Annotated in this window: 23 protein-coding genes; 6 read left to right on the plus strand and 17 right to left on the minus strand. The window is 57.7% G+C overall.

Annotated elements, in window-relative coordinates:
• Positions 1 to 4 precede the first annotated feature (4 nt).
• Genes LG327_RS13130 through LG327_RS13145 form a run of 4 tightly spaced genes read left to right on the plus strand, consistent with a single transcriptional unit; the run spans position 5 to position 4,112 of the window.
• The gene (locus LG327_RS13130; protein ID WP_404362466.1) at positions 5 to 568 is read left to right on the plus strand and encodes a thermostable hemolysin; all 564 of its coding nucleotides are present in this window, start codon (positions 5 to 7) and stop codon (positions 566 to 568) included.
• Positions 552 to 2,717 carry an AMP-binding protein gene (locus tag LG327_RS13135; protein WP_404362467.1) on the plus strand — a complete coding sequence of 722 codons (2,166 nt, stop codon included), beginning with the start codon at positions 552 to 554 and terminating at the stop codon, positions 2,715 to 2,717. Before LG327_RS13130 ends, LG327_RS13135 begins: the two co-directional genes overlap by 17 nt.
• Entirely contained in the window at positions 2,704 to 3,480 is a 777-nt protein-coding gene (locus LG327_RS13140; RefSeq protein WP_404362469.1) for an SDR family oxidoreductase, read from the plus strand. The genes LG327_RS13135 and LG327_RS13140 overlap by 14 nt, the downstream gene beginning before the upstream one ends.
• Complete coding sequence (locus tag LG327_RS13145; RefSeq protein ID WP_404362471.1) at positions 3,480 to 4,112, plus strand: tetratricopeptide repeat protein; 633 nt, start codon at positions 3,480 to 3,482, stop codon at positions 4,110 to 4,112. Before LG327_RS13140 ends, LG327_RS13145 begins: the two co-directional genes overlap by 1 nt.
• A 101-nt stretch (positions 4,113 to 4,213) precedes the next feature.
• Here LG327_RS13145 and LG327_RS13150 read toward each other — a convergent pair whose 3' ends face one another.
• The 6 genes from LG327_RS13150 to LG327_RS13175 form a co-directional block, all read right to left on the minus strand.
• The gene (locus LG327_RS13150) at positions 4,214 to 5,326 is read right to left on the minus strand and encodes a YdiY family protein (protein ID WP_404362473.1); all 1,113 of its coding nucleotides are present in this window, start codon (positions 5,324 to 5,326) and stop codon (positions 4,214 to 4,216) included.
• Positions 5,327 to 5,444: 118 nt separating this feature from the next.
• Positions 5,445 to 6,296, minus strand: a complete 852-nt coding sequence (locus tag LG327_RS13155; protein ID WP_404362475.1) for an SDR family oxidoreductase — start codon at positions 6,294 to 6,296, stop codon at positions 5,445 to 5,447.
• A 116-nt stretch (positions 6,297 to 6,412) separates the two neighbouring features.
• Positions 6,413 to 7,153 carry a 5-oxoprolinase subunit PxpA gene (locus tag LG327_RS13160; RefSeq protein WP_404362477.1) on the minus strand — a complete coding sequence of 247 codons (741 nt, stop codon included), beginning with the start codon at positions 7,151 to 7,153 and terminating at the stop codon, positions 6,413 to 6,415.
• Positions 7,154 to 7,221: 68 nt separating this feature from the next.
• Complete coding sequence (hemH, locus tag LG327_RS13165; RefSeq protein WP_404362479.1) at positions 7,222 to 8,313, minus strand: ferrochelatase; 1,092 nt, start codon at positions 8,311 to 8,313, stop codon at positions 7,222 to 7,224.
• 102 nt (positions 8,314 to 8,415) lie between these two features.
• Positions 8,416 to 10,167 (minus strand): SulP family inorganic anion transporter, encoded by a 1,752-nt coding sequence (locus LG327_RS13170; RefSeq protein ID WP_404362481.1) that lies wholly within the window; start codon positions 10,165 to 10,167, stop codon positions 8,416 to 8,418.
• 4 nt (positions 10,168 to 10,171) lie between these two features.
• A complete protein-coding gene (locus LG327_RS13175) occupies positions 10,172 to 10,612 on the minus strand; it encodes a TIGR01244 family sulfur transferase (RefSeq protein WP_404362483.1) in 441 nt (146 codons plus the stop codon).
• Between the two features lie 396 nt (positions 10,613 to 11,008).
• On the opposite strand from LG327_RS13175, the gene LG327_RS13180 reads away from it, so the two are divergent.
• Positions 11,009 to 11,434 (plus strand): phasin family protein, encoded by a 426-nt coding sequence (locus LG327_RS13180; protein ID WP_404362485.1) that lies wholly within the window; start codon positions 11,009 to 11,011, stop codon positions 11,432 to 11,434.
• Here LG327_RS13180 and LG327_RS13185 read toward each other — a convergent pair.
• The 10 genes from LG327_RS13185 to LG327_RS13230 form a co-directional block, all read right to left on the minus strand.
• Positions 11,425 to 12,051 carry a TetR/AcrR family transcriptional regulator gene (locus tag LG327_RS13185; protein ID WP_404362487.1) on the minus strand — a complete coding sequence of 209 codons (627 nt, stop codon included), beginning with the start codon at positions 12,049 to 12,051 and terminating at the stop codon, positions 11,425 to 11,427. The genes LG327_RS13180 and LG327_RS13185 overlap by 10 nt on opposite strands.
• Before the next feature lie 25 nt (positions 12,052 to 12,076).
• Positions 12,077 to 12,889: an exodeoxyribonuclease III gene (gene xthA / locus LG327_RS13190; protein WP_404362488.1), complete on the minus strand. Its 813-nt coding sequence runs from the start codon at positions 12,887 to 12,889 to the stop codon at positions 12,077 to 12,079.
• Between the two features lie 78 nt (positions 12,890 to 12,967).
• The gene (locus LG327_RS13195) at positions 12,968 to 13,774 is read right to left on the minus strand and encodes a hypothetical protein (protein WP_404362490.1); all 807 of its coding nucleotides are present in this window, start codon (positions 13,772 to 13,774) and stop codon (positions 12,968 to 12,970) included.
• Positions 13,771 to 14,292, minus strand: coding sequence for a DUF2878 domain-containing protein (locus tag LG327_RS13200; RefSeq protein WP_404362492.1), 522 nt, complete (start codon positions 14,290 to 14,292; stop codon positions 13,771 to 13,773). Before LG327_RS13200 ends, LG327_RS13195 begins: the two co-directional genes overlap by 4 nt.
• The gene (locus LG327_RS13205) at positions 14,289 to 15,560 is read right to left on the minus strand and encodes a class I SAM-dependent methyltransferase (RefSeq protein ID WP_404362493.1); all 1,272 of its coding nucleotides are present in this window, start codon (positions 15,558 to 15,560) and stop codon (positions 14,289 to 14,291) included. Before LG327_RS13205 ends, LG327_RS13200 begins: the two co-directional genes overlap by 4 nt.
• Positions 15,548 to 16,450, minus strand: a complete 903-nt coding sequence (locus LG327_RS13210) for a DUF1365 domain-containing protein (RefSeq protein ID WP_404362495.1) — start codon at positions 16,448 to 16,450, stop codon at positions 15,548 to 15,550. Before LG327_RS13210 ends, LG327_RS13205 begins: the two co-directional genes overlap by 13 nt.
• A gap of 23 nt (positions 16,451 to 16,473) precedes the next feature.
• A complete protein-coding gene (locus LG327_RS13215; RefSeq protein ID WP_404362496.1) occupies positions 16,474 to 17,739 on the minus strand; it encodes an NAD(P)/FAD-dependent oxidoreductase in 1,266 nt (421 codons plus the stop codon).
• Positions 17,736 to 18,536 (minus strand): SDR family NAD(P)-dependent oxidoreductase, encoded by an 801-nt coding sequence (locus LG327_RS13220; protein ID WP_404362498.1) that lies wholly within the window; start codon positions 18,534 to 18,536, stop codon positions 17,736 to 17,738. The genes LG327_RS13215 and LG327_RS13220 overlap by 4 nt, the downstream gene beginning before the upstream one ends.
• Positions 18,533 to 19,000, minus strand: a complete 468-nt coding sequence (locus tag LG327_RS13225; protein WP_404362500.1) for a nuclear transport factor 2 family protein — start codon at positions 18,998 to 19,000, stop codon at positions 18,533 to 18,535. The genes LG327_RS13220 and LG327_RS13225 overlap by 4 nt, the downstream gene beginning before the upstream one ends.
• Positions 18,997 to 19,953 carry an acyl-CoA desaturase gene (locus LG327_RS13230; RefSeq protein ID WP_404362502.1) on the minus strand — a complete coding sequence of 319 codons (957 nt, stop codon included), beginning with the start codon at positions 19,951 to 19,953 and terminating at the stop codon, positions 18,997 to 18,999. The genes LG327_RS13225 and LG327_RS13230 overlap by 4 nt, the downstream gene beginning before the upstream one ends.
• Before the next feature lie 109 nt (positions 19,954 to 20,062).
• Between LG327_RS13230 and LG327_RS13235 the strand changes: the two genes are divergently transcribed.
• Positions 20,063 to 21,097, plus strand: a complete 1,035-nt coding sequence (locus LG327_RS13235; protein ID WP_404362504.1) for an NAD(P)/FAD-dependent oxidoreductase — start codon at positions 20,063 to 20,065, stop codon at positions 21,095 to 21,097.
• On the opposite strand, the gene LG327_RS13240 is transcribed toward LG327_RS13235, so the two are convergent.
• The gene (locus LG327_RS13240; protein ID WP_404362506.1) at positions 21,094 to 22,605 is read right to left on the minus strand and encodes an HD domain-containing protein; all 1,512 of its coding nucleotides are present in this window, start codon (positions 22,603 to 22,605) and stop codon (positions 21,094 to 21,096) included. The two genes, LG327_RS13235 and LG327_RS13240, sit on opposite strands and share 4 nt — an antisense overlap.
• Positions 22,606 to 22,736: the final 131 nt, after the last annotated feature.

Genomic DNA, 22,736 nt, shown 5'->3' on the forward strand with positions numbered 1-22,736 from the left:
ATTCATGCAACGTCGCTTTTGTCAGGCTTACGGTGCATCGCCGGAGTTGCGCATACCCAGACTTCTGGCTCTCACCTCGGAGAAGGGTGGCTTGCTGGCCGCCGTAGGTGTTCGCAGTGCTGGCCAGGAGCGTCTTTTCCTGGAGGACTATCTGGATGTGCCGGCGGAGAGATTGATTGGTTCGGATGGCCCCGTTCGACGTGATGAACTGGCTGAAATTGCTCATCTCGCCGGCGTGGAAGCGGGCATCAGCCGTTTCCTGTTTGCTGTCCTGACCCTTTGGCTCCGGGCCCATGGTTATCGCTGGATCGCTTTTACTGGCACCGATCAGCTCCGGAACAGCTTTCGGAGGCTTGGCATTGCGACACGGGTCATCGCCCCTGCAGATCCGCTAAGGTTGCCGGATCTCGGTGCCGGCTGGGGGAGTTATTACCAGCATAACCCTGTAGTAATGACTGCAGACGTCCAGCAGGGGTATCTGGCGTTAAGCGGCGCGGGTCTGCTGGGACGAACGGCATGGCTGAGCCCGCAGCCGGATCAGGGAGAGTGTTATGGCCACACTGCCTGACCAACTGGGCGACCTGGCGTTGCGCCAGCCAGACTCGATTGCACTTTCCTCACCGTCTAACTGTGTGTCATGGCGCGAGCTCTGGCGAGAGGTCACAGACCTTGCCCAGGCTATTACTGATTGCAGAGTCGAGCGTGTGGGGCTGGCCGGGGACAACACGCCAGGCTGGGTGATTGCTGACCTGGCGTGCCTGGTGGCGGGTGTGGTGTGTGTACCAATACCCGGTTTCTTTTCCAGCGAGCAGACAAAGCACCTGAAAGAGCAGGCGGGACTTGATGCGCTCCTGTGGGTGAGCCAATGCCCAGCCGGCCATGACTATCATGAAAAGCTGTCGGAACACGTCTGGCTGGAGCCCTTGGCTGGGAGCGAAAGGCCAGCCTCTATGCCATTGGCGACAACCAGGGTTACGTTTACCTCGGGTAGTACCGGCCAGCCAAAGGGGGTCTGCCTTTCCAGTGAACATCTCACCGCTACAGTGGATGCTCTCCGTCAACGGCTGGCGGGTATGCACCTGAGCAGGCACCTGTGCATTCTCCCGCTGGCAACGCTACTTGAAAACATCGCAGGTGTTTACCTGCCGCTCACCATGGGTGGAACGGTTGTGCTGGAGCCACTTGCCAGTCTTGGGATGACAGGCAGCAGCACTCTCGATGCCGGTCGGCTTATCCGTACCATCAACCGGCATAACCCCGATTCCATGATCCTGGTCCCGGAACTGGCGGCGGTTCTGGTTTCTGCAGCCGAGAATGGCCAGCTGGAAGCAAAGGGGTTGCGTTTCCTTGCCGTTGGTGGCGGCAAAGTCTCCGATGACCTTCTGAGGCGGGCCAAAGCCATCGGGCTTCCATTATTTGAAGGTTATGGCTTGTCGGAATGTGGCTCCGTGGTTGCTCTGAACCGGCCTGGCGAAGAGCGATCGGGAACCGTCGGTCGCCCCCTTGGCCATGTGCGAGTGAATGTTGACTCCCAGGGCGAGATCCAGGTGGCCGGGAGCAGATTCCTCGGTTATCTCGGTGAGGAACCGGGCGCTGATGGTCCGGTGGCCACCGGCGATCTGGGCAGCCTTGATGCCGATGGCTACCTGCAGGTAAATGGCCGCATCAAGAATCTTCTGATCACCAGTTTTGGGCGAAATGTCAGCCCGGAGTGGCTGGAAAGCGAACTGGTCCAGTGCATCGGCGTTCGGCAGGCCCTGGTATTCGGGGATGGCGAACCTGCTCTGAGCGCTTTGCTCACCATTCCTGATGGCCGGTCGGCAGAGCAGATCGCTGATGTGCTGGAGGAGCTCAACCGGCGACTGCCAGACTATGCGCGTTTGCTGTCGGTGTATATCCGGCGGCGGCCTCTGACCAGTCAGCAGGGGTACCTCACCGACAACGGTCGGCTGATACGTGTCCGGCTCATGAATGACCTGCCAGAGCTCCTGGCAGGTACGGAATCCATACATCTCCACAAACGAGGAAACTCCATGGCTTTTTTTGACACCCTTCAGGCCGAAACTGCGGAAGCGCGGGCACATGTTAACGGAGCGCCGGTCATTCGCGCTATTGCAGAGGGCAGGTTCGACCTCAAGAGCTACACCTGGTTTCTGACCCAGGCCTATCACCATGTAAAACACACGGTACCTCTGATGATGGCTTGTGGTAGTCGGCTGCCAGAACGACTGGAATTTGTCCGCAAGGCTCTGGTGGAATACATCGAAGAGGAATACGGCCATCACGAGTGGATACTCGATGATCTTGCAGCCTGTGGTGAAGACCGGGAAGTTGCACAACAGGGTTCACCTGATACGTCGATTGAGCTGATGGTGTCCTGGCTCTACGACCAGATCCATCGTGGCAACCCTGTTGCGTTCTTTGGCATGGTGCAGGTTCTGGAGGGCACCTCCATTGAACTGGCCACCCCCCTTGCCGAGCAGATTCAGAAACATCTGGCATTGCCCGACCAGGCATTCAGCTATCTGTACTCCCACGGCGCGTTGGATCAGGACCATTTCGAGTTTTTTCGCAACCTGATGAACGAGGTCATTAACCCGGATGATCAGGTTGCGATCATCTCGGCGGCTCGCATGGTTTACCGCCTCTACGGTGACATGCTGTGGAGCATTCCCCTTCCGGCTCAGGAAAAGGACAAGCGCCATGAAGCTGCATGATCGGAAATTTCTGTTGCTTGGAGGCACCGGTGGTATCGGTGGCGTCCTGGTTAATCTCCTTGTTGAGGGCGGGGCGACCGTTATTGTGGCGTCGCGGCAAGAAGCCGAAGTTGACGGCGAGGGAATCAAGCGCGCGCAGCTGGACCTGGCTGCACCGGACCTTGACCAGCAGCTGGAGCGACTATCCGAAGAATACCCCGACATTGACGGCGTGATTCATTGCGCCGGACAGAACCGGTTTGCCGCTATCGATCGCCTGGACGTTGAAAGCATGGATATGCAACTGGCGGTAAATCTTCGCAGCCCGATACTGGTGGCGCGACATTTTGCCCCGAGATTCCGCGACGCAGGCAAAGGCGCCCTGGTCTTCGTCGGTTCAACCTTTGGCAGCATCGGTTTCCCGGGGTACACCACCTACTGCGCCAGCAAATTCGGTTTGCGGGGATTTTCCGAGGCACTTCGCCGGGAATTTGCCGACACACAGGTTCAGGTGATTTATGTGGCCCCGCGTGCAACCGCCACGGCAATGAATCCGGAGGCGGTGAATGCCCTCAACAGGGCCCTTGGCAATCACATGGATCAGCCCGCTGAGGTCGCCGCCCAGATTCTCGAAGCAATGGACCACGATGACCGACGGCGTTATCTGGGATGGCCAGAAAAGCTCTTTGTGGTTGTTAATAGTCTGCTGCCACGCCTTGTCGACAGAGCAATGCGCAAACAGCTGCCGGTGATCAGACGGTTCCTGAATTCGGAGGCGGCGTAATGAGAATGCTGACTGTATTCATAGCCATTGTGCTTTCCCTGCCGGTGCTGGCGGAGAGCCTGGAGGACCGGCTGGCGCACGTACAGCATCGCTGGGCACATATTCAGTACGAACTGCCTGAGAACGCCCGGGAGAAAGCGTTTGAAGACCTTGTTGCAGAGGCAGAGCGCCTGGTGGAAGCCTGGCCGGCGCGGGCAGAACCGCTGATCTGGCAGGGGATCATTCTGAGCACCTATGCCGGCGCAAAAGGCGGGCTGGGAGCTCTTGGCCTGGTCAAGGATGCGAGGAGTTCGCTGGAAGCGGCCCTCGATCTTGATCCCCGGGCGCTGCAAGGATCGGCCTATACGTCCCTGGGGAGTCTGTATTACCAGGTGCCAGGGTGGCCACTATCGTTCGGCGATGACAGGCAGGCCAGAAAATACCTGCAAAAGGCCCTGGCCATTAATCCAGACGGTATCGACCCGAACTATTTTTTCGCCGACTTTCTGCTGAAGCAGGGTGATAACGCAAGGGCAGAAATCTATTTCAACAAAGCTCTTGAAGCTCCTCCCAGAGAAAGTCGGGAAACCGCCGATTCGGGACGTAGGGAGGAGATCCTCTTGCGGCTTGGGAGGTTAGTACCTGCCAGGTGAATGATAAGTGGCGGATCGCCAACCGCCGCTTGCGGCGGTTTTCCTGTTCCTTGATGGGTGCAGGAAAGCCTTTGACTGCGATTCCGAACGCTGAAGATTTCTCAGTTAAACGTTCTCACGAGTTCCAGTGAATAGAATGTATCCAGCTTTTCCACGTCGGCGGAGGGGTTGGCATCGAATTCATGAGTGAGGCGAACGCCAAGGTTCCATGTGCTGGCTTCATCAAGTGGGTGGATCAGCGCGGCTTCGCTGACCAGCCTGTAATCTGAGCCAGGGTCTTCCAGTGAGGGAAGCCAGGTGAATTCGTGAGTGAATTCGGTATCCCCGTAGAACTGGATCAGGTAGTCGTACCCCAGGGCAAGCAGTGGTTCGCTTTCATTGTCCTTTGAGTCGAAGGCTTCCACCTGATAGCCGACACCGACGCGGGGCTTGAATTTGTGGTCATCCCTCTGGATCACGAAATAACCCAGGCCGGCGGTCAGCGCGGCGCGCAGGTCCAGGTTTTCGAATCTGTCCCGCTCAAGTCCCAGGTTACCAAAAACGAAAAACCTCTCTGAAATATCCCGTTCCAGCCTGGCATTGGCGACGGTCTGATTTTCTGTTTCCTCGCCGTCCTCTTCCGCGAAGCGATTGCGCAGAGAAAAGGTCAGTCGATCGAAATCCGTTTCCCGGGCTGTACTGACTCTGCCGTTGAAGCTGGTCCTGTCAGTATTGCCGTCGGCACCGGCCAGGCCCAGGTTCAGCCGGCCAGACCATACGTTTTCCTGTGTTACCCGGATGCCCTCGAGCTCGGAGAGTGTTTCTTCATGGCGCTCCGTGAGCTGTTCATGCCAGATGCTGCTTATGGAAGAAAATGGAATCTGGACGGTGCCGAGCAGGTCGCTGCTGATCTGCTGGCCGAGCTCCTCGTCCCAGGACAGGGAACCCACAAGCTCGTTTCCATCAGCGAGCTGGGTGACAACGGGATCATCAGTGGTAACACCGGCTATCTGATCTGCTTCAATCTCCATTTCGCCGGCAAAGCTGGTGTCTACCAGCACCTCATCTTCGTAAAGGCTGATCACTTTGCCGTTCACCAGGCTGCCGTCCGAAAGAAAAACCCTGTCCGCCTGAAGACCTGGTGCGTGGATCACAAAGAGGAGAGCGGTGGCACAGGTGATAAGGGGAGTGACTCTGGTGGCTCTGGAAAATTTCTCTGATAGAACGCGCTGCATTGATGCCTGCCTTTTCTCCGTCCTGAATTGACGACTGTCGGCCGGGCACCAGGATCGTTCTGGTGGCCTGGCCGCATTGTCTGGTAAAAGCGCCTGATGGAACCGTCTGGCTACCTGGCTAGCCCAGCTGTTTGGTAAGCCTGAAAACCAGCTCCGGTGAGAGCCGTTTGACCCAGAGGGCTGCCATCTCCCTGCCTTTGCCAACCGGGATTTCCCGTGAGCCTTTTGCCAGTCCCGCGAGAATCACCTGGGCGCACTCGTCCACATCCATCCCCCCTTCTATGTTCGCGTCTTCGTCATCAAAGGTTGCGCCATCGGCGATAAGCGCGTTGCGGGCAATGGAGGTCCGGATGAACCCGGGCACAATAGTTGAGACCTTTACACCGTCATCCTCTACTTCGGCACGCAGGGCATCAAAAAAGCCCATGACCGCATGCTTTGCGGCACAGTAGCCGGTGCGAAGGGGAGCGCCTATTTTACCTGCGACGCTTGCAGTTACGGCAATGTGCCCAGTGCCCCTGTCCAGCATGTAGGGCAGCACGGCCTTGGTCAGAGCAATCTGGCCCAGTACGTCTACATCCAGAAGCTTCCGGTAGACGGAGATGTCCGTGTCTTTGCACAGGGAGCGCTGGGAAAGACCGGCATTGTTGATCAGCAGGTCAATGTGGTGAAAATGCTCCAGAACAGCACTGGTGGCCTCCGGAAGGAAATCCGTATCGGTCACGTCCAGCGGCAGAACCAGGATGTCCCTGTCGTTTGCTCCTTCCTGTTTACAGCGAGCGGCGACCCGCTGCAGCTCTTCCTGACGGCGCGCGGAGAGAACCACGCGGGCGCCCCTTCCCGCCAGGGCTACGGCCAGGGCTTCTCCAATGCCGGAGGAAGCGCCGGTAATCCAGACAACTTTGTCTCTGAACGCCTCGGGATCAGAAGAGGCGGTCTTCTTTTTCAGTGCGGAAAGCGGGTTTGGCATTTGAAACTCCTGTTAATCTGCTTCACAGCATAGTTTATGGGTCCTGCCTCCAGGCAGGGTTTTTCCGTTGCCGACAGGGGGAGTCAGAACGCTGTGCCAGCGTGGAACGCATAGGGTCATGGGCCGGGGCTGGTCAGTGCTTCCCGGATGGCGCGGATCGCTGCCAGAGCGTGGGCGCTGTCGCCGTGAACACAGATGCTGTCGGCCGGCAGTTCGAGCCAGCGGCCGCTCAGGCTGTGAACGCCGCCCCGGCAGGCGAAGGAAAGTGCCTGATCAACGATGGCGGTCAGGTCGTCATGGACAGCGCTCGCCTGGCTGCGTGGCACGAGTTGCCCTGTGTCGTCGTAGGCCCTGTCGGCAAAGGCCTCCAGAATCAGGGGTACGCCGCAGCGATCCGCAAACTCCTGCTGGGCGGGGTAATCCAGGGAGACGGGAATCATCAGGGGAAGGCCGGGCCGCCAGGTAGCCATGGCCTCCATGACTGTCTGAAGCAGCTCCGGGTCCCGCATCATGTCGTTGTTGAGAGCCCCGTGGGGTTTTACATAGGCGATCTGCTGGCCCTCGGCTCCGCAAATGCCGGACAGTGCCCCGAGCTGGTACCAGATCAGCGCCCGCACCTCTGCAGGCGTATGAAGAATGGAGCGACGTCCAAAGCCAATAATATCCTGATAGGACGGGTGGGCGCCTATCATGACGCCGTATTTTGCGGCGAGCACCACCGTGTCGTGCATGATGGATGGATCCGAGGCATGGAAACCACAGGCCACGTTGGCCATGTCGATCAGCGGCATGACCGCCTCGTCCTGGCCCATGGTCCAGCTGCCGTAGCTTTCTCCCAGGTCGCAGTTCAGTTTCATTGTGTCTCCGAAGCCTGATATCAGTGTTCTGATGCTACCTCAACTTTTACCCACCCGGGTAGACGGTGTCAGACTTCGGCACCGATGGCCTGAGCCCTCTGGTCCCTTTTGGCCAGTGTGTCAGGGTCATTTTCCGGCACTGTCCAGCCCTGGAGGTTTTGCTCAAGCAGTTTTACCAGTGCATCAATGTGGCCCGGGGTGGCGTTCAGACAGGGTATATAGCTGAATGCCGCGCCGCCGGCTTCCATGAAATAACCGCGGTTTTCCACGTTGATTTCCTCGATGGTCTCCAGACAGTCTGACGAAAAGCCGGGACAGAATACGTCGATGGAGCGGACGCCCTTGTCGGGGAGGGACTTCAGGGTTTCATCGGTGTATGGCTTGAGCCATTCCTCAGCTCCAAAACGGGACTGGAAGGTGGTCATGTACTGATCGCTTTCCAGCCCAAGGCGTTCAGCCAGAAGCCGGGACGTTTTGTGGCATTCACAGTGGTAGGGGTCTCCCTTCATGAGATATTTCAGTGGCACACCGTGGTAGGAGAGCACAAGAAGCTCTTTTCGGCCGTGTTCCTGCCAGTGGGATTCTATGTGGGTGGCCATGGCTTCTATGTAGGGCGGAAAATCCGGATAGTGGCTGATGAACCTGAAATCGGGAATCCAGCGCCGGGTCATGAAGTCTTTTGCGATGGCGTCAAATGTGGAGGCTGAGGTGGATGCCGAATACTGGGGGTAAAGGGGTAGAACCAGAAGTTTGCGCGCACCCTGGGTCCTGAGTTCATCCAGAACCTTCGAAATGGACGGATTTCCGTACCGCATGGCAAATGCCACTACAACATTTTTGCCATGCTTCTTCTGCAGGGCTTTGCGGATTCCCTCGCACTGGGCGGCGGTATTGGTAAGCAGTGGCGAACCAGCTGACTCCCAGACCGTGCGGTAGGCGGCGGCAGACTTGCGGGGCCGGATACGCAGAATGACGCCGTGGAGAATGAACCACCAGATCAGTCTTGGCACCTCCACCACTCTGGGATCCGCCAGAAATTCGCCAAGGTAACGCCTTAGAGCGGATGGCGTGGGCGCATCCGGAGTGCCGAGATTGGTTACCAGAATGCCTAGCCTCTCAGGCTGATTGTGGCGGAAACTGGTTTCACCTTTGTAGCGCATAGTTATTAATCCGTGGGTAATTAATTCGTGCAGCGGTAAGTGAACAGGTCTACGAATCGCTCAGGCTGAAAGATTGGCGCAACCCTGAATAAGAGTTGATTTTTATCGGGGCCCGCTGCTGTCCGGGTCCGCATTATCCCGTTTTCTGTGCAGTTTGCACCATGCCTGGTAGGTGGTCATGAATACCTCGCCGTTGAGGCCCTGGAGGAAGGTGCTGCGGTTCAGTTTGTCCATCACCGGCCCTTTGACGTCGGACAGGTGAAGCCGGATGCCGGCGTCGTGCAGGCGGCCGTTGATTGCGTCCAGGCTTTCCAGGGCTGAGGCGTCGATATAGTTGACTGCGGGACACATGAGCACGAATTCCTTCAGCTGCGGCTGCTCTTTCAGGAGGGTGTAGATACGGTCTTCCAGGTGCCGGGCATTGGCGAAATACAGGCTTTCGTCCACCCGGAGGATCATCAGCTCCGGGTCGGTTTCCACGTCGTGGCGCTCTATGTTCCGGAAGGACTCCGAGCCCCGGATACGGCCGACCAGAGCACTGTGGGGACGGCTGGTGCGCCACAGGTAAAGCACGAGTGACAGCGAAATGCCGGTCAGGATTCCGGCGATAACACCAAATATCAGGGTCACCGCGATGGTGCCCGTCAGGGCGGCGCCGTCGTGACGGGAATATTGCCAGGTTTCCCTTATGGTGGTGAGATCCACCAGGGTCAGCACCGAGACGATGATAATGGCCGCCAGCGCGGCCTGGGGCAGGCCGTCGAAAAACGGAGTGAAAAATATGGTGACCAGGCCGATGCCGGCAGCGGTGAAAATACCGGCCGCAGGGGTTCTCGCACCAGCATCGTAATTGATGATGGAGCGGGAAAAGCCGCCGGCAACGGCAAAGCCGCCGGAAAACGCCGAGGCGACATTGGCCATGCCCAGGCCCAGCAGCTCCTGATCCGGGCTGATTCGTTCCCGGCGCCGGGCAGCCAGTTTGTGTGCCAGGGATACGGATTCAACAAAAGTGACGATGCTGATCAGCAGCGCCGGAATGAGCAGTTGCTGAATCAGGGCCGCCGAACCCAGGGGCAGGGAAAGCGCGGGCAGCCCTGCCGGGACATGGCCAACCACAGCTACGCCCTGCTGTTCCAGGCCAAAAACAGTAACCGCGCCGGTAGCAAGGATGACGGCGATAACCGGCCCCATCCGAACCACAATGACGATGACCTGGTTGCTGGCCCGGAGCCAGGCCAGCACATGCCCCAGGTGACGGCGGATAAGATACAGAAATACCAGGGCGGGAACCCCGATTGTGAGAGTGGATGGATTCATTCCATCGATGTTCTGCTGGAATGACCAGGCCAGCTCAATCATGTTATCTCCGGACGCGTCTATGCCCAGTATGTGTTTGAGCTGACTGGCCGCGATTAGAATGCCGGAGGCAGTAATGAAACCGGAAATGACCGGGTGGCTGATGAAATTGGAAAGAAACCCGAGGCGAAATACCCCCATCAGCAGGAGAATGCCTCCGGACAGCAGGGCGAGGTAAACCGAAGCCACCAGATAGCCGCCGGTGCCCTCGGTGGCCACTTCACTGACTGTCGCGGCACTCATCAGCGAGATAAGAGCCACTGGCCCCACCGCAAGGGTGTTGCTGGAGCCGAAGGCCGCGTAGGCGATGCAGGGCAGGATGCTCGCATAAAGTCCCGCCTGCGGCGGCAGCCCGGCGAGAAGGGCAAAAGCCAGGGACTGGGGAATGACAATAACGGTGACCAGCAGGGCCGCCGTCAGGTCGCTGGTCAGCGAATGGCGGTCATACTGCCGGAGCCAGGTCGCCGGTGGGAAGTAGCGCTGTACAAGCTTGCCCATGAGGTCAGGCTTCCCCGCGGTGCTCTTGGGCCTGCTGCTCCATTCTGGGTTTGGCCCCGGCCAGATTGTAACCGGCATTGGCGGCTTTCATGAGGAGGGGCTCGATCGGGTGTTTCCGGGCGCTGCTGAGCGCCCAGAGAACGGTGCAGCGGGTGCCGGAACGACAGAAGGCCAGGATCGGCCTGGCTGCCTCTTCCAGTACCGGCGCGAAGCGGTCTATGTCACTGTCCCGGATATTGCCGGATTCCACCGGCAGGTAGACCCATTCCAGCCCATGCTTCCTGGCTGCGGCTTCAATGTCGGCCATGGCCGGCTGGCCGGGCTCTTCCCGGTCCGGGCGGTTGGCGACAATGGTCCGAAAACCCAGCCGTGCAGCTTCTGCCACATCTTCGACGCTGATCTGTGGTGCAACCGCGATGTCGTCGTCGAGTTTACGGATATCCATGGGTGTGCATTCTCCCGCAACTGGGTTTAGAGGAATCGTTGAGGTGGATCATGCCCTTACGGGTGTCAGGATTCAAATACAGGTCAAAAAAAGCCCGGCTCAATGGCCGGGCAGAGGCGTGCGAGTAGTATCCATGAAAGACTTCCAGACAACCGGCGTCAGCAGAACACCGGTATGATCAAGTATTGATCATTTGCCGGTTACTTCAAGTTTTACCCGACTTTCTTTGATCACATTTTTTCATATTGATTTGGCGCTTATAGCCCATAGACAGTGCGCAGCCGCATTTCGGTTTTCTCCAGGGTTCAAACCACTGAATTCAGGCCATTGGTGTAATACAATGCAGCGAGGGCAGGTTGGCTGCCCAACTTATTCTGCAGGGTTAAAGGTGTACTTATGTCAGATCAGCAGGACAAAAAACCGGACAACGATGTGCAACTGGCCGGCAAAATAAAGGATTCTGCACGTCAGATCTGGCTGGCGGGTCTGGGTGCGTATACCAAGGCGGAAGAGGATGCAGGTCGCTTGTTCGACCGCCTGGTGAATGAAGGCGAAGAGCTGGAAAATAAAACCCGGGGGCTGGTGGAGAAGCGGGTCAAGTCCGTGGAGCACCGGGTTGAGGATGTCAGGGACCGGGCCAACGGAACCTGGGACAAGCTGGAACACATGTTTGACCAGAGGGTGTCGGGCGCCCTGAGACGTCTCGGTATTCACCGCAGGGATGAAATTGAATCCCTGGAGCAGCGCATCAACACCCTGGAAGCAGAGATTCAGGAGCTTAAAAAGAAAGACAGGTCAGGGGGCAGTTCCGGTCAGAAATAGTCCATGCTCATGGCCCGGGCCTGCTGACGTTCCTCTTCGCGAAGGTAGGGCGCCAGAAGGTTCATCATCTGGAAGACGCCCCGGCCGGGATCAATCGAATCCCGGTCATTCAGATGGGACAGGCTGTCATAACTGACCCAATAACAAAGGGTTAGAGTCAGCTGTTCACACAATGCATCAAGTTCTCTTTCATCAATTGTCATGATTTCCTGACGCTTCATGCTGGCGCAGATAACCCGGAAGGCATGCTGTTTTTTCCGCAGAAGACGGCGGAAGCGGTTCTGCAGGCTGTCGTACCGTGATAGCACGTTGACCAGGTCCTGATACAGGAAGCGGTAGCGGGCAATGGCTTCAAACAGCATGTGCAGGAAAAACCCCTGCTGATCGAGGGAAATATCCGCATCTTCGGGAACGCTCACCAGCTCGAGCAGTTCTGCCTCATACCGGTCGAAAAGCTCCGAAACAATGTCGCCCTTGCTTTTGAAGTGGTAATAGAGATTACCGGGGCTGATATCAATTTCGTCTGAAATCAGCAGAGTCGTCACATTGGGTTCGCCAATGCTGTTAAACAGCGACAGGCTGGCATCAAGAATACGGTCGCGTGTTTTGACTTTCATGGGCGCATCCTGCGGCATTCATCCATTACAGATCAAACTCGGCCCATACCGGGCAATGATCGGAAGGGCGTTCCATGGCGCGGATTTCATAGGAAACGCCGGCCGCCTTTGCTTTTGGAAGCAGGGCCTCGCTGGCCATGATCAGGTCAATACGCAAGCCCCGCTTCGGCTCCCGGTCGAATCCGCCGCTCCGGTAATCAAACCAGCTGAAGGTGCTGGCATCCGCCGGATACAGATAGCGGAAGGTGTCGGTCAGGCCACGGCCTTCCACCTGGGCCAGCCATTCACGCTCCTCCGGAAGAAAGCTGCATTTGCCGGTGCGTAGCCAGCGTTTGGCGTTGTCCTCGCCAATGCCTATGTCCATGTCAGTGGGAGAGATGTTCATGTCCCCCATCACGATGATGTTCGGGTGCTCCTGTCGCAGTTCGTCCAGGTAGCTCATCAGGTCGGCGTAGAACTTTTCCTTGGCCGGAAATTTGACCGGATGTTTGCGGCTTTCTCCCTGGGGAAAGTAGCCGTTGATCACAACCAGTGGCTGGCCGTTGACATCAAAATGTCCTGTGATCAGGCGTTTCTGGGCGAACTCATCGTCGCCGGGAAATCCCATCGATATGCGTTTCGGAGCCATGCGCGAGAGCAGGGCCACGCCGTAATGGGTTTTCTGGCCGTGGAAGTGGACGTGGTAACCCAGAGCGTTTATGGCAGCGACCGGGAAGTCCGGGTCATTCACCTTGGTTTCCTGCAATCCGATAATGTCGGGCTGGTGGGCTTCAATAACTGCTTCAAGCTGGTGCAGACGGGTACGTATGCTATTGACGTTAAATGACACGAACATCATGGAACAGGTCTCATCCGGAACAGAATCTCAGGGCCGGAAAGCTTACCACAGAATGAACGGCTAACAGGGTGACCGGGCCTACGGAATCAGGCTGCATTCCGGGGTCTGGCCGTGGCTGTATTCAATGCGGGCCTTGTAGTTGTTGTCTGCATCCCGCCGGATATTGGTGAGACCGAAGTACTCTTTCAGCATTCCCCTGTCATTGTAGGCAAGATGCAGAGGATCGACGAGGAAGCCCATTATCAGGCCAGTAGGACGTATACGGAGAACCTGATCTCCCGCAACACGATTGTCCCCGCCTGTCTCCAGAACAAACGGATAGTGCTCACCCCGGGTAGGCGCCAGAAACTGGAAATCGACGGGCTCTTCATTTTTCATGCTGGCCCACTCATAACGCACGAGAGTGTCGAAGCCCGAGTCCACCACGACTTTCCCTTCCAGTGGTACCCGATAGTTTTCCCTGCCACCTTCATTCGTCTGCCAGTCGATGGTGAGGTACTCATCGTCGTGGTTGGTGACCTCCATGCGCTCGTCCCACTCAGGTTGTTCAAGCACGAAGCTCGGCCGCAATGCGGACTCCCGGTAGTCCAGCGTCTTTCTGGCAAAGTGTTCATCTTCACCGGGCCGCAGATACAGAACCTCCTGGGATTCGGAATGCCAGCGTCCGTCTCTGCACTCCCCCTCGACGGTGTGGCGCTCCTGGTATAATTCCTCCCCATCAAGGGATACCGCAGTTCCCGTAAAGGACCAGATGTCCGCGGTGGCGGGCAGGGCAAACGTTACCGGCAGGCAAAAAAGCGACCAGAAAAATAACCGTGGAACCAGCGAGGCAGACTCTGGTGAGCCGGAACATGCCCTGGCTGGAGAGAAGTCGTTGGCCATCATGGCGTAATCTCCGGAAAGAAACGGTGCTTGATATGCATCAGAAGGGGAAAGATAACAAGCCACCCCAGGGCCAGCGCAAGTAATGAGGGTACCAGCTCCGGCAGCACAACGGCCCCCAGCTGGCTGGCACTCCAGTACGCGAAAGGCCCTGCAATCGGCGCCAGCACAAACGGCAGCCACGCGCGCTTGCCCATCCAGGACAGTGAATGGGAAAGGGTGGTCAGAAATACAGCCCATACCCCAATCAGCCAGACGGGTGTCCAGACCAGAGTTCCGCTGGCGTCTTTCATGACACCTGTCTGGAACCAGATTCCGTCAAGCAGTGACCCAAGGACCGTGCCGAGGAGAATGAACTGCCACTCCCTTGCCGGCTTCTGACTGATCAGTAACAGGTGCACTGCCACAATGGCCAGGGCGAGCGCCGCGGTCTCCATGCCCGGCCAGATCACGCAGGCCAACCAGCCGGCCTGAAATATCAGAAAGTTGGTCAGATTGCGCAGACCGCTGGACTGAATCATAGGCTCAGAATGTTTCCACGTTTGTTGCCTGGTTTTGCCAGCAGAATCTGGGCAACGCCTATGGCCCTCTCGCTGAAGCCCGCCTCGCAGTAGGCAAAATAGAAATGCCAGAGGCGCTGAAACTCAGGACCGTAGCCAAGCCCGGCAATGTGCTCCTCGTTGGCAGTGAACCGCTCGTGCCAGTCCCTGAGGGTCCGGGCGTAGTGAAAGCCAAGATCTTCAGCGTGGCTGAGAACCAGATGACTCTTCCGCCGCACGGACTCAAGGATGGCACCAAAAGAGGGAATGAAGCTGCCGGGAAATATGAATCGCTGGATGAAATCCACGTTTTTCAGTGCCCGCCGGTAACGCTGTTCGGGCATGTTGATAGCCTGGATCAGGGCGAGCCCGTCTGGCTTGAGCAGGCTATCGATCTGAGCCAGGTAGCTGTCCAGATACTGGGGGCCGACGGCCTCGATCATTTCGATGGAAACCAGCTTGTCATACTGGCCGGTGAGGTCCCGGTAGTCGTCAAACAGCAGGGTAATTCTGTCTGACAGACCCTCTGACTCGACCCGTTTCCTGGCCAGATCAAACTGCTCCTGGCTGATGGTGGTCGTGGTCACATGGCAGCCGTAATGTCTGGCTGCGTGAATGGCAAACCCACCCCAACCAGTACCTATTTCCATGACCTGATCTTGCGGCTGCAGATCCAGCTTGCGGCAGATGGTATCCAGCTTGTGCACCGCTGCCTCTTCCAGAGTGGCGTCCGGCCTGGGGTAAATGGCCGCTGAGTACATCATGGTGGGGTCGAGGAAGGTTTCAAACAGGTCGTTGCCCAGGTCGTAATGGGCTTCTATGTTCTTGCGGGAGCCTGCCGGTGTATTCCGGTTAAGCCAGTGCAGGCCTTTGAGCGCGGGTTTGGTAACCCAGCTGAATCTGTCTTCGAAGGCGTTCATCCGGTCCACATTGCGGGTGAAAAACCGAAGCAGGGCGACCAGGTCCGGGGTGGACCAGTCACCGGCCACAAAAGACTCTGCAGCGCCGACACTGCCCCCAGTTAACAGGTCCCGCCATGTGCTTGCATCGTGAATGATCAATTCGGCCCGGGGGTGGCTGGCGTCACCGTCGCCAAAGACGCGCTCTTCAAAACCCGTCTCGCGAACCGTAAGAATGCCGTCTGCCAGCATGGCCAGTTGCTGACAGACCAGCTTTCGGGCGAGGCCGGTCATGGCGGAAGGAGACTGCGGACGTGTTATCTGGTCTTGAGAAAAATTCAGGTTCTCCATGAGCTCACCTTTGCTGCATTGCCTGTTACTGGTTCAGAGAGCCGGTCGCGGGGCTCTCCATCAATCTGCTCTCCGCTGTCGTCCGCGCCCAGCCGGTGGTTGGGATTCTGCTGGTCGAGCTTGTCCGGGTGATCATGAAACACGGCACCCTTGAGTTTGAGGCGCAGCGCGTGCCAGTAGATGCCGAATACCACCTTGAAGGATTCCACCGGAAACTGCCGCAGGCTCTGGTGGAGCACTTTACGGGTCAGGGGGGTGCGCTGGAGGGCCAGAGTGGCGTCAAAAATCTTCTGATCCTCCTGATAGACATTCATGTGGATTCGCAGCTGGTCTTCCCGGAAGCTGAACAGCCACTGATAATCCTGATTCATGGGGTTGTAGGGAGAAACATGGAAGCGCTTGCGAAAGCTGAAGGACTGGTTGTGCCAGCCAGCGGAGGTGGTCGAGCCTTCCCCGCGCTCAAGACAGTAAACGTGCTTCTCAAGCCAGGGAGTATTGGTAATCTGCGCCACGATAACCCTGGGCACGGCGCCGGATGCCGGGTGCTGCCCGGCCTCATGGCAGAAATAGAAGCTCACCGGATTGAACACATGGCCGAAATAGCGGGGATGAGTAATCAGCTCTACAGGGCCGTCCGGCCGCCAGCCAGTGGCTTTCTCCACCTGGTCGGATATGGCTTTTTTCAGGTCAGGCTCTGAAGGCTGGAAATAGTCCCTCCTTCTCAGAGAGATCCAGTTGAACCTCTCCAGGGAAAAGAAGCGGCTCAGCCGGCCCAGCCTTGACCAGTCGTCGAGATCAAGGGCCAGCATGCCTGTACTGTACTTGAATGCATGGCTGACCGGCTGCATGCGCCGGTGGCGAATGGTGCCTTTGAGAAACTGGCTGGCCAATGGCCTTTCCTGCTGTTTCACGCTCAAAGCCTCACGCCGAAAGCTTCCGTGACCCGAAGGGCACTGCGCACGCCGTCTTCGTGGAAGCCGTTGAACCAGTAGGCGCCGCAGAAGTGGGTCCGGTTAGCACCGCCGATTTCGTGATAGCGCTGCTGGGCGGCCACTGCCTCCAGAGTGAAGGCAGGATGGGCGTACTGGTATTTTTCGATGATCTTTGCCGGATCTATATCCTGACTGCGATTGAGTGTGACGCAGAAGGTTTCTGGAGCGTCGTGGAAGTTCTGCAATATATTCATGTTGTAGGTGACAGACACTGGCTCAGTCCGGTGTTCCGGCATGAAATAATTCCAGGCGGCCCAGGCCCGGCGCTCCGAGGGCAGAACCGAGGCGTCGGTATGCAGCACCACGTCGTTGTTCTGGTAGGGGATGGCACCGAGTACCTCCCGCTCGGCGCTGCTGGCATCTGACAACATGGCCAGAGCCTGATCACTGTGACATGCAAACACCACCTGGTCGAAGCTGCGCTGCCTGCCGTTGACTTCAAGCAGAACGCCGTCTGGTTTCCGGGTTACCGAGGTGACCGGGCTGTTGAGGTGGGTATGGGGAGCCAGCGACTCCATCATGCGGTCCACATAGCTGGCAGAACCACCGCTGATCACCCGCCAGGTCGGCCTGTCATCCACCGAGAGCATGCCGTGATTGTTGAAAAACTGAAGAAAGAATCGAATGGGAAAACGTTCCAGCACCAGCTCCGGGGCTGACCAGATAGCCGAGCCCATGGGCACGATGTAAAAATTCCGGAAAAAGCGGGAATAGCCATTCCGGTTCAGGTACTCACCGAGGGTTTCTTCGTTGGGAATGGTTCCCGCCGCGAGATCGGCACGGGCTTCTTTGTTGAACCGCAAAATCTCGCGGATCATTTTCAAAAAGGGCAGGTTGGCCAGGTTCCGGCGCTGGGCGAACAGAGTGTTCAGACTGGTGCCGTTGTACTGAAGGCCTGTTTTTCCGCAGTCCACGCTGAAACTCATGTCGCTGACTTCGGATTTCACGCCGAGCCGGTCCATCAACCTGATGAAGTTGGGATAGGTCCAGTCGTTGAAAACAATGAAGCCGGTGTTCACAGGCCAGGAGCGGCCGCCAGCTGACACGGTCCGGGTGTTGGTGTGACCCCCGGCATAGCTGCTGGCCTCATAGAGAGTCACGTCGTGGTGCTGGGCCAGAAGCCACGCCGTGGTGAGTCCGGAAACCCCGGCTCCTACGATGGCTACACTCTGACGGTTACTGGTCATTCCTTTTCTTCCTGCTTTCTGTTCTGGTTTCCGGCCATGGATGCGGCCATACGGTCAATCAGCGGTTGGGGCAGAGCGCCAAAACATCTCAGCATCCAGGTAAAACGTTTCGGGAACCGGATCTCCGCCCTGTCCTTTTTCAGACCCTTCACAATCCGGTCAGCAGCGTCCTCTGCGCTGATCAGAAAAGGCATGGGGAAATCGTTCCGGTCGGTCAGCGGTGTCTTTACAAAGCCCGGGGAGACCACGGTCACGCCGATACCTTCCGCAGCCAGATCGGCCCGCAGTGAATGGGCGAAATAGGTAAGAGCCGCCTTGGAGGCGCCATATCCTTCAGCCCGGCCGAAAGGAAACCACCAGGCCGAAGAACTTACGATCACCAGTCGTGCGGGCAGGCCCTTTGCCCTGGCCGCACGAAGAGAGGGCAGCACAGCTTCGACACTGCGGGCGGTGCCGATCACGTTGGTCACAATGTTCTTTTCGATCACATCACTGCTGTATTCGGCTACATCCAGGTACTCGCAGGTACCGGCATTGAGAATTGCCAGCTGCAGGGGTTCGAGTTGCTGGAGCTGGCCCCGCACAACGGCCAGATCATCCCTGCTGGTGGTATCTGCGGGTGCTGTGGTTACCTGATCTTTCGCCTTGCTGGCAAGCTCGTCCAGGGCGTCCTGATTGCGCCCGGTGACAACAAGGTGATGACCTTCGTCCAGCAGCGCCTGTGCCAGGGCATAACCGATCCCCGACGTTGCCCCGGTAAGCCATATCTTTATCGGTGATGACATGAGTTCGCTCATGCTGCGTGCCTCCTGATCCATCGCACCGCGCCACCAAGCAGTGGCAGGTTCTCGTAGAGCAGCTGGCCTGCATCAAAATAGTCCCGGTGCAGAATAACCCGGTCGTTCCCTATCCGCAGACGACTTATGCCATCCACCCGGATCTCCTGACCCCGGCGAATGCGTCTGTGCCTGAGCTTCATTACCCAGCTCAGGCAGACGTCCTGGTCATCAATAAGCGTGTCGCCAAATTCAAAGTGGCACTGAATGACATTGGCGTAGGCGCCGCTGAAATATTCCCTGAGATCCGGCAGGCCGCGCACGGAAGTAAAGGGATCGGTGAACTCGATGTCGGCACCGTACACCGTGCCCAGATCCCGCTGCTCCACGCGGCTCATCTGGTTGAACAGGTCCCTGAAACGGTCGACCGTGGACTGTACGTCCGTTTTGGGCGTTGCTGGGGTTTCGGTCAGAGTCTCATTCATGTTCGGTTTCTCCGAAGTCTGTCCAGGTGCAGTGTTTCTTCCCGGATGTGACGGGGCAGGGGATTCAGACCCCGGATAATTCCCAGCTTTTCCAGGCACCACAACAGGTACCAGGTTATGTCGATCTCGTACCAGCGGAATCCCTGCCTTGCGGATTGCGGCCAGCGGTGATGGTTGTTGTGCCAGCCTTCACCGAGTGTGACCAGCGCCAGCCAGAAATTGTTACGGCTGTCATCGCTGGTTTCAAAGCGTCGGCTGCCCCACACGTGGGCCAGAGAGTTGATCGAAACCGTGGCATGGAAAAGTGCAACCGTGGAAATAAAGAAACCCCACACCACCAGCTGAAAGCCGTTGGTGCCGAGCCCCGGGGTCCAGACTGACAGGGCTTCTCCCCCAATGAATATGACCGCGACCGCCAGTGCCGGAACAAGGGCATCAAAGCGGTTGAGGAACCTGAGTTCGGGAAACTTCAGCCAGTCCCGCACCCTGCGCTCATCCATGGCGAACCCGGCATCGCAGGTGAACCAGCCCATGTGGGACCACCAGAATCCGCTCTGCCGCGGCGAGTGCAGGTCTTCCGGGCCGTCGGAGTGCTGGTGGTGGTGTCTGTGGTGGGCGGCCCACCAGAGCGGGCCGCGCTGGGCCGCGCTGGCTCCGAGCACACCAAAAAGAAACTGCCAGAAGCGATTTGTTTTGAACGTCTTGTGGGAGAAATAGCGATGGTAGAAACCGGTGATAGCAAACATGCGGAGAAAAAAGAACACCACGGCGAAGCCCACCGCAAATGCACTAACGCCTGTGAAAACCACCAGCAGACAGGCAAGGTGTAGCGCAATGAACGGCAGCACCCGAATGAGGTTGAATGAACGGGACCTGGTATCCAGGTGGTCCAGATTCGCGTCTGAGTCGAACCATCTCCGGATATTTTCTACACAATTCTTCACTCGGGTCATACCCTGCTTGCCTTTTGTGACCATACTCATGATTTAATGGAGATAACCGCTGTGCGGTAAGGTGCCTGAGTGTACGTACACACACCCTAAAATGGATGCACGACAAACCATGCCTGACAATTCTTTCACACCAACCCATATACGCCAGGTCGCCATCATCGGTTCAGGTATGGCCGGGCTGGCTGCGGGCCACCTGCTGCAGGACGCCGGGGTGGCAGTGACACTCTTTGAAAAGAGCCGGGGACCCGGAGGCCGGCTGGCCTCGAAGCGACTTTCCGACGGTTCCGTGGATATCGGCGCCCAGTTTTTCACCGTCCGCAATCCCGCCTTCAGCGCCTTCCTTGACCAGAAGGCCGGCGAGGACAGCTACCAGCAGTGGCCAGCCAGGCTGAGATACCAGGACAGCGAGGGTAAATGGGAGTCATTCAGGGAAAGCACCCGCTACGTGGGTGTGCCCAGAATGACTGCCATCTCCCGTCGGCTGTCTGAATCCCTCAGGATTCAGACCCAGGTTCGTATCGAACGCCTCGTGGCAATGGATAGCGGCCAGTGGCAATTGCTGGATACCGGTGGGGAAACTTCCGGCCCCTTCGATGCGGTAATCATCACCGCTCCGCCGGCCCAGACAAGAGAGATCATAAAAAACAGTGGCCTGAAGGCTCTTGTTAATATGTTTTCTGATGATGAGAAGCAGATGCATGCCTGCTGGACCCTGGCCGCCCGCTACGAGCCAGCGCTGGAGCTGGACTACGATGGCCTGCAGCCCCGGAGCGATGTGCTTCAGTGGGCCGGGAACAACTCCAGCAAACCCGGACGGAAAGAGCAGGGGGAATGGTGGGTACTGCACGGCCGGCCGGACTGGTCTGACGAACATCAGGATGACGCCCCCGAGAAAATCACAGAGGCACTGCTTGAAGCCTTTGAAGCGGCGACCGGCATCCACCGGAAACCGGAACAGACCCTGAGTCACCGGTGGCTTTACGCCCGCTCCTCCGCCAGTGGCGGCCCCGGCCACGTGTGGTTCGGTGAAAACAGGATTGCGGTTCTTGGTGACTGGCTGGCTGGCGGTAGGGTCGAGGGCGCTTTCGACAGCGCAGAGAGCCTGATCAACCACTGGCAGTGTGAGGACATGCTCGAACGCTAACAGGAGCTGTCGGCTGAAACATCGGTGACGGGGCCCTCGATAGGTTTCCCCCGGACCGGTTCCGGGCGGTGATAGAAGTGGGTGATGGTGTCATCCGCGAATTTGGTGAAAAATGCGCTCACTTCGGTAATGCCCCGCAGCCGGCGCGCCCGGGTAATAGGATCTCTGATCAGGACCTTGATGCCGCTGAAATTGTCCTGAATATTCGAGAACCTGGCCTTCATGGAGCAGGACACCACGTCCCGGGGATTCAGATCCAGCGCCGCCGCCAGCCATTCACTGTGTCCCTGGATGGCATGCGCTGTCAGATTGTCCCGGGTATCAAGATGATCAAGCTTGATGCGATCAACTATACACCTGGAATAGCTGCCCCTGTCCCTGCGCGCCACCCGGCGGAAAGCCTCCCAGAAAAAGTTGTCGGTGAGTTCGGCAAAGTAGTGCATGTTGCTCAGGCAGGTATCCACCCATTCAAAGGTCTCCGGGTCTTCCAGCACTTCGTTGATGGCTTCCCGGAGCAGCCAGTCAAAACCCAGCGCGGTTTTGTGGGCGTAGACCTTGCGGTACATCTGGTGCCGGCTGTAAACAAAATCTTCCAGTGCGCCAAGGCCCTTGTGCGTGATTGCCAGGCCCAGCCAGGGCTGCTCCACATCCCAGCCAAATCTCAGGTTGCTGAGCAGATGGTCAAGATTGAAGCCGCCAATAGTCACCGAAGAATGGAATCCGTCCCGCAGCATGTAATCCGCCCGGTCCGCATCGATTTCTCCCGATACCACGGAAGACAGAAGGTCCATCACCAGGCGGGGAGTGGAGGTTTCGCTGAGAACGCCGGATTCCGCATCCGGCCCGGCAATAAAGCCCCAGAAAGTCCGGGCGTGGCGGCAAAAGGCCTCGCTGGGCATGACGTCCGTGGTCTCCATGATGCCCAGAATGTCCTCCGGATGCAGTCCCGCAGCCTCCAGGTCTATGGACTCCAGAACATCCCAGGCGACGCGCACTGAATAGTGCTCATGCTCAAGCTCGGCGGGTTGCTCCGGGTAGAATCGCGAGTAATCGACACCTTCCCAGAGATCCTCGAAGCGGCCGGGCCTGGCCATCAGCTCGTGGATCCGGCGGGCCTGGGTAAACTGGTGGGAAAAGCTGGAGTGGCCGCTGTCATGCAGCAGGCAGGCCAGACGGATGGTTTTCGCAAAGTAGTCGATGGCATCCAGCTGGCTCATGCTCAGATCAACCTGTTCGCTCAGCTGACGCTCCCGCAGGTAGGCGTCGATCATCGCCCGGAACATACGGCCCCCAACGTGCATGACTCCGATGCTGTGCAGGAACCTGGAGTGGGTGGCCCCGGGGAAAACAAGGCTGAGGATATCGTTCTGGCAGATATTTCTGAGGCGCTGGAAAAGCGGGTGATCGATCACCTGGATTTCATGCCGGTAAAGAGGAATGCCCCCATGCACCGGATCCATGATCAGTTTGTCGTAGGCCCCGAGCAGATCATTTACAGCACTTCGCACAGTCAAACATCTCCAGAATCGGCAGTGAAAGGTCAATCTTACCTTGTTATATCACAGGGTCGTGCCAGAATAGCCCTGTGAACGGTGCGAAATGGCCGTTTTATTGTTTAAAGCTGGTGGCTTAGGGTGAA

Source organism: Marinobacter sp., assembly GCF_044799475.1.
Classification (GTDB): Bacteria; Pseudomonadota; Gammaproteobacteria; order Pseudomonadales; family Oleiphilaceae; genus Marinobacter.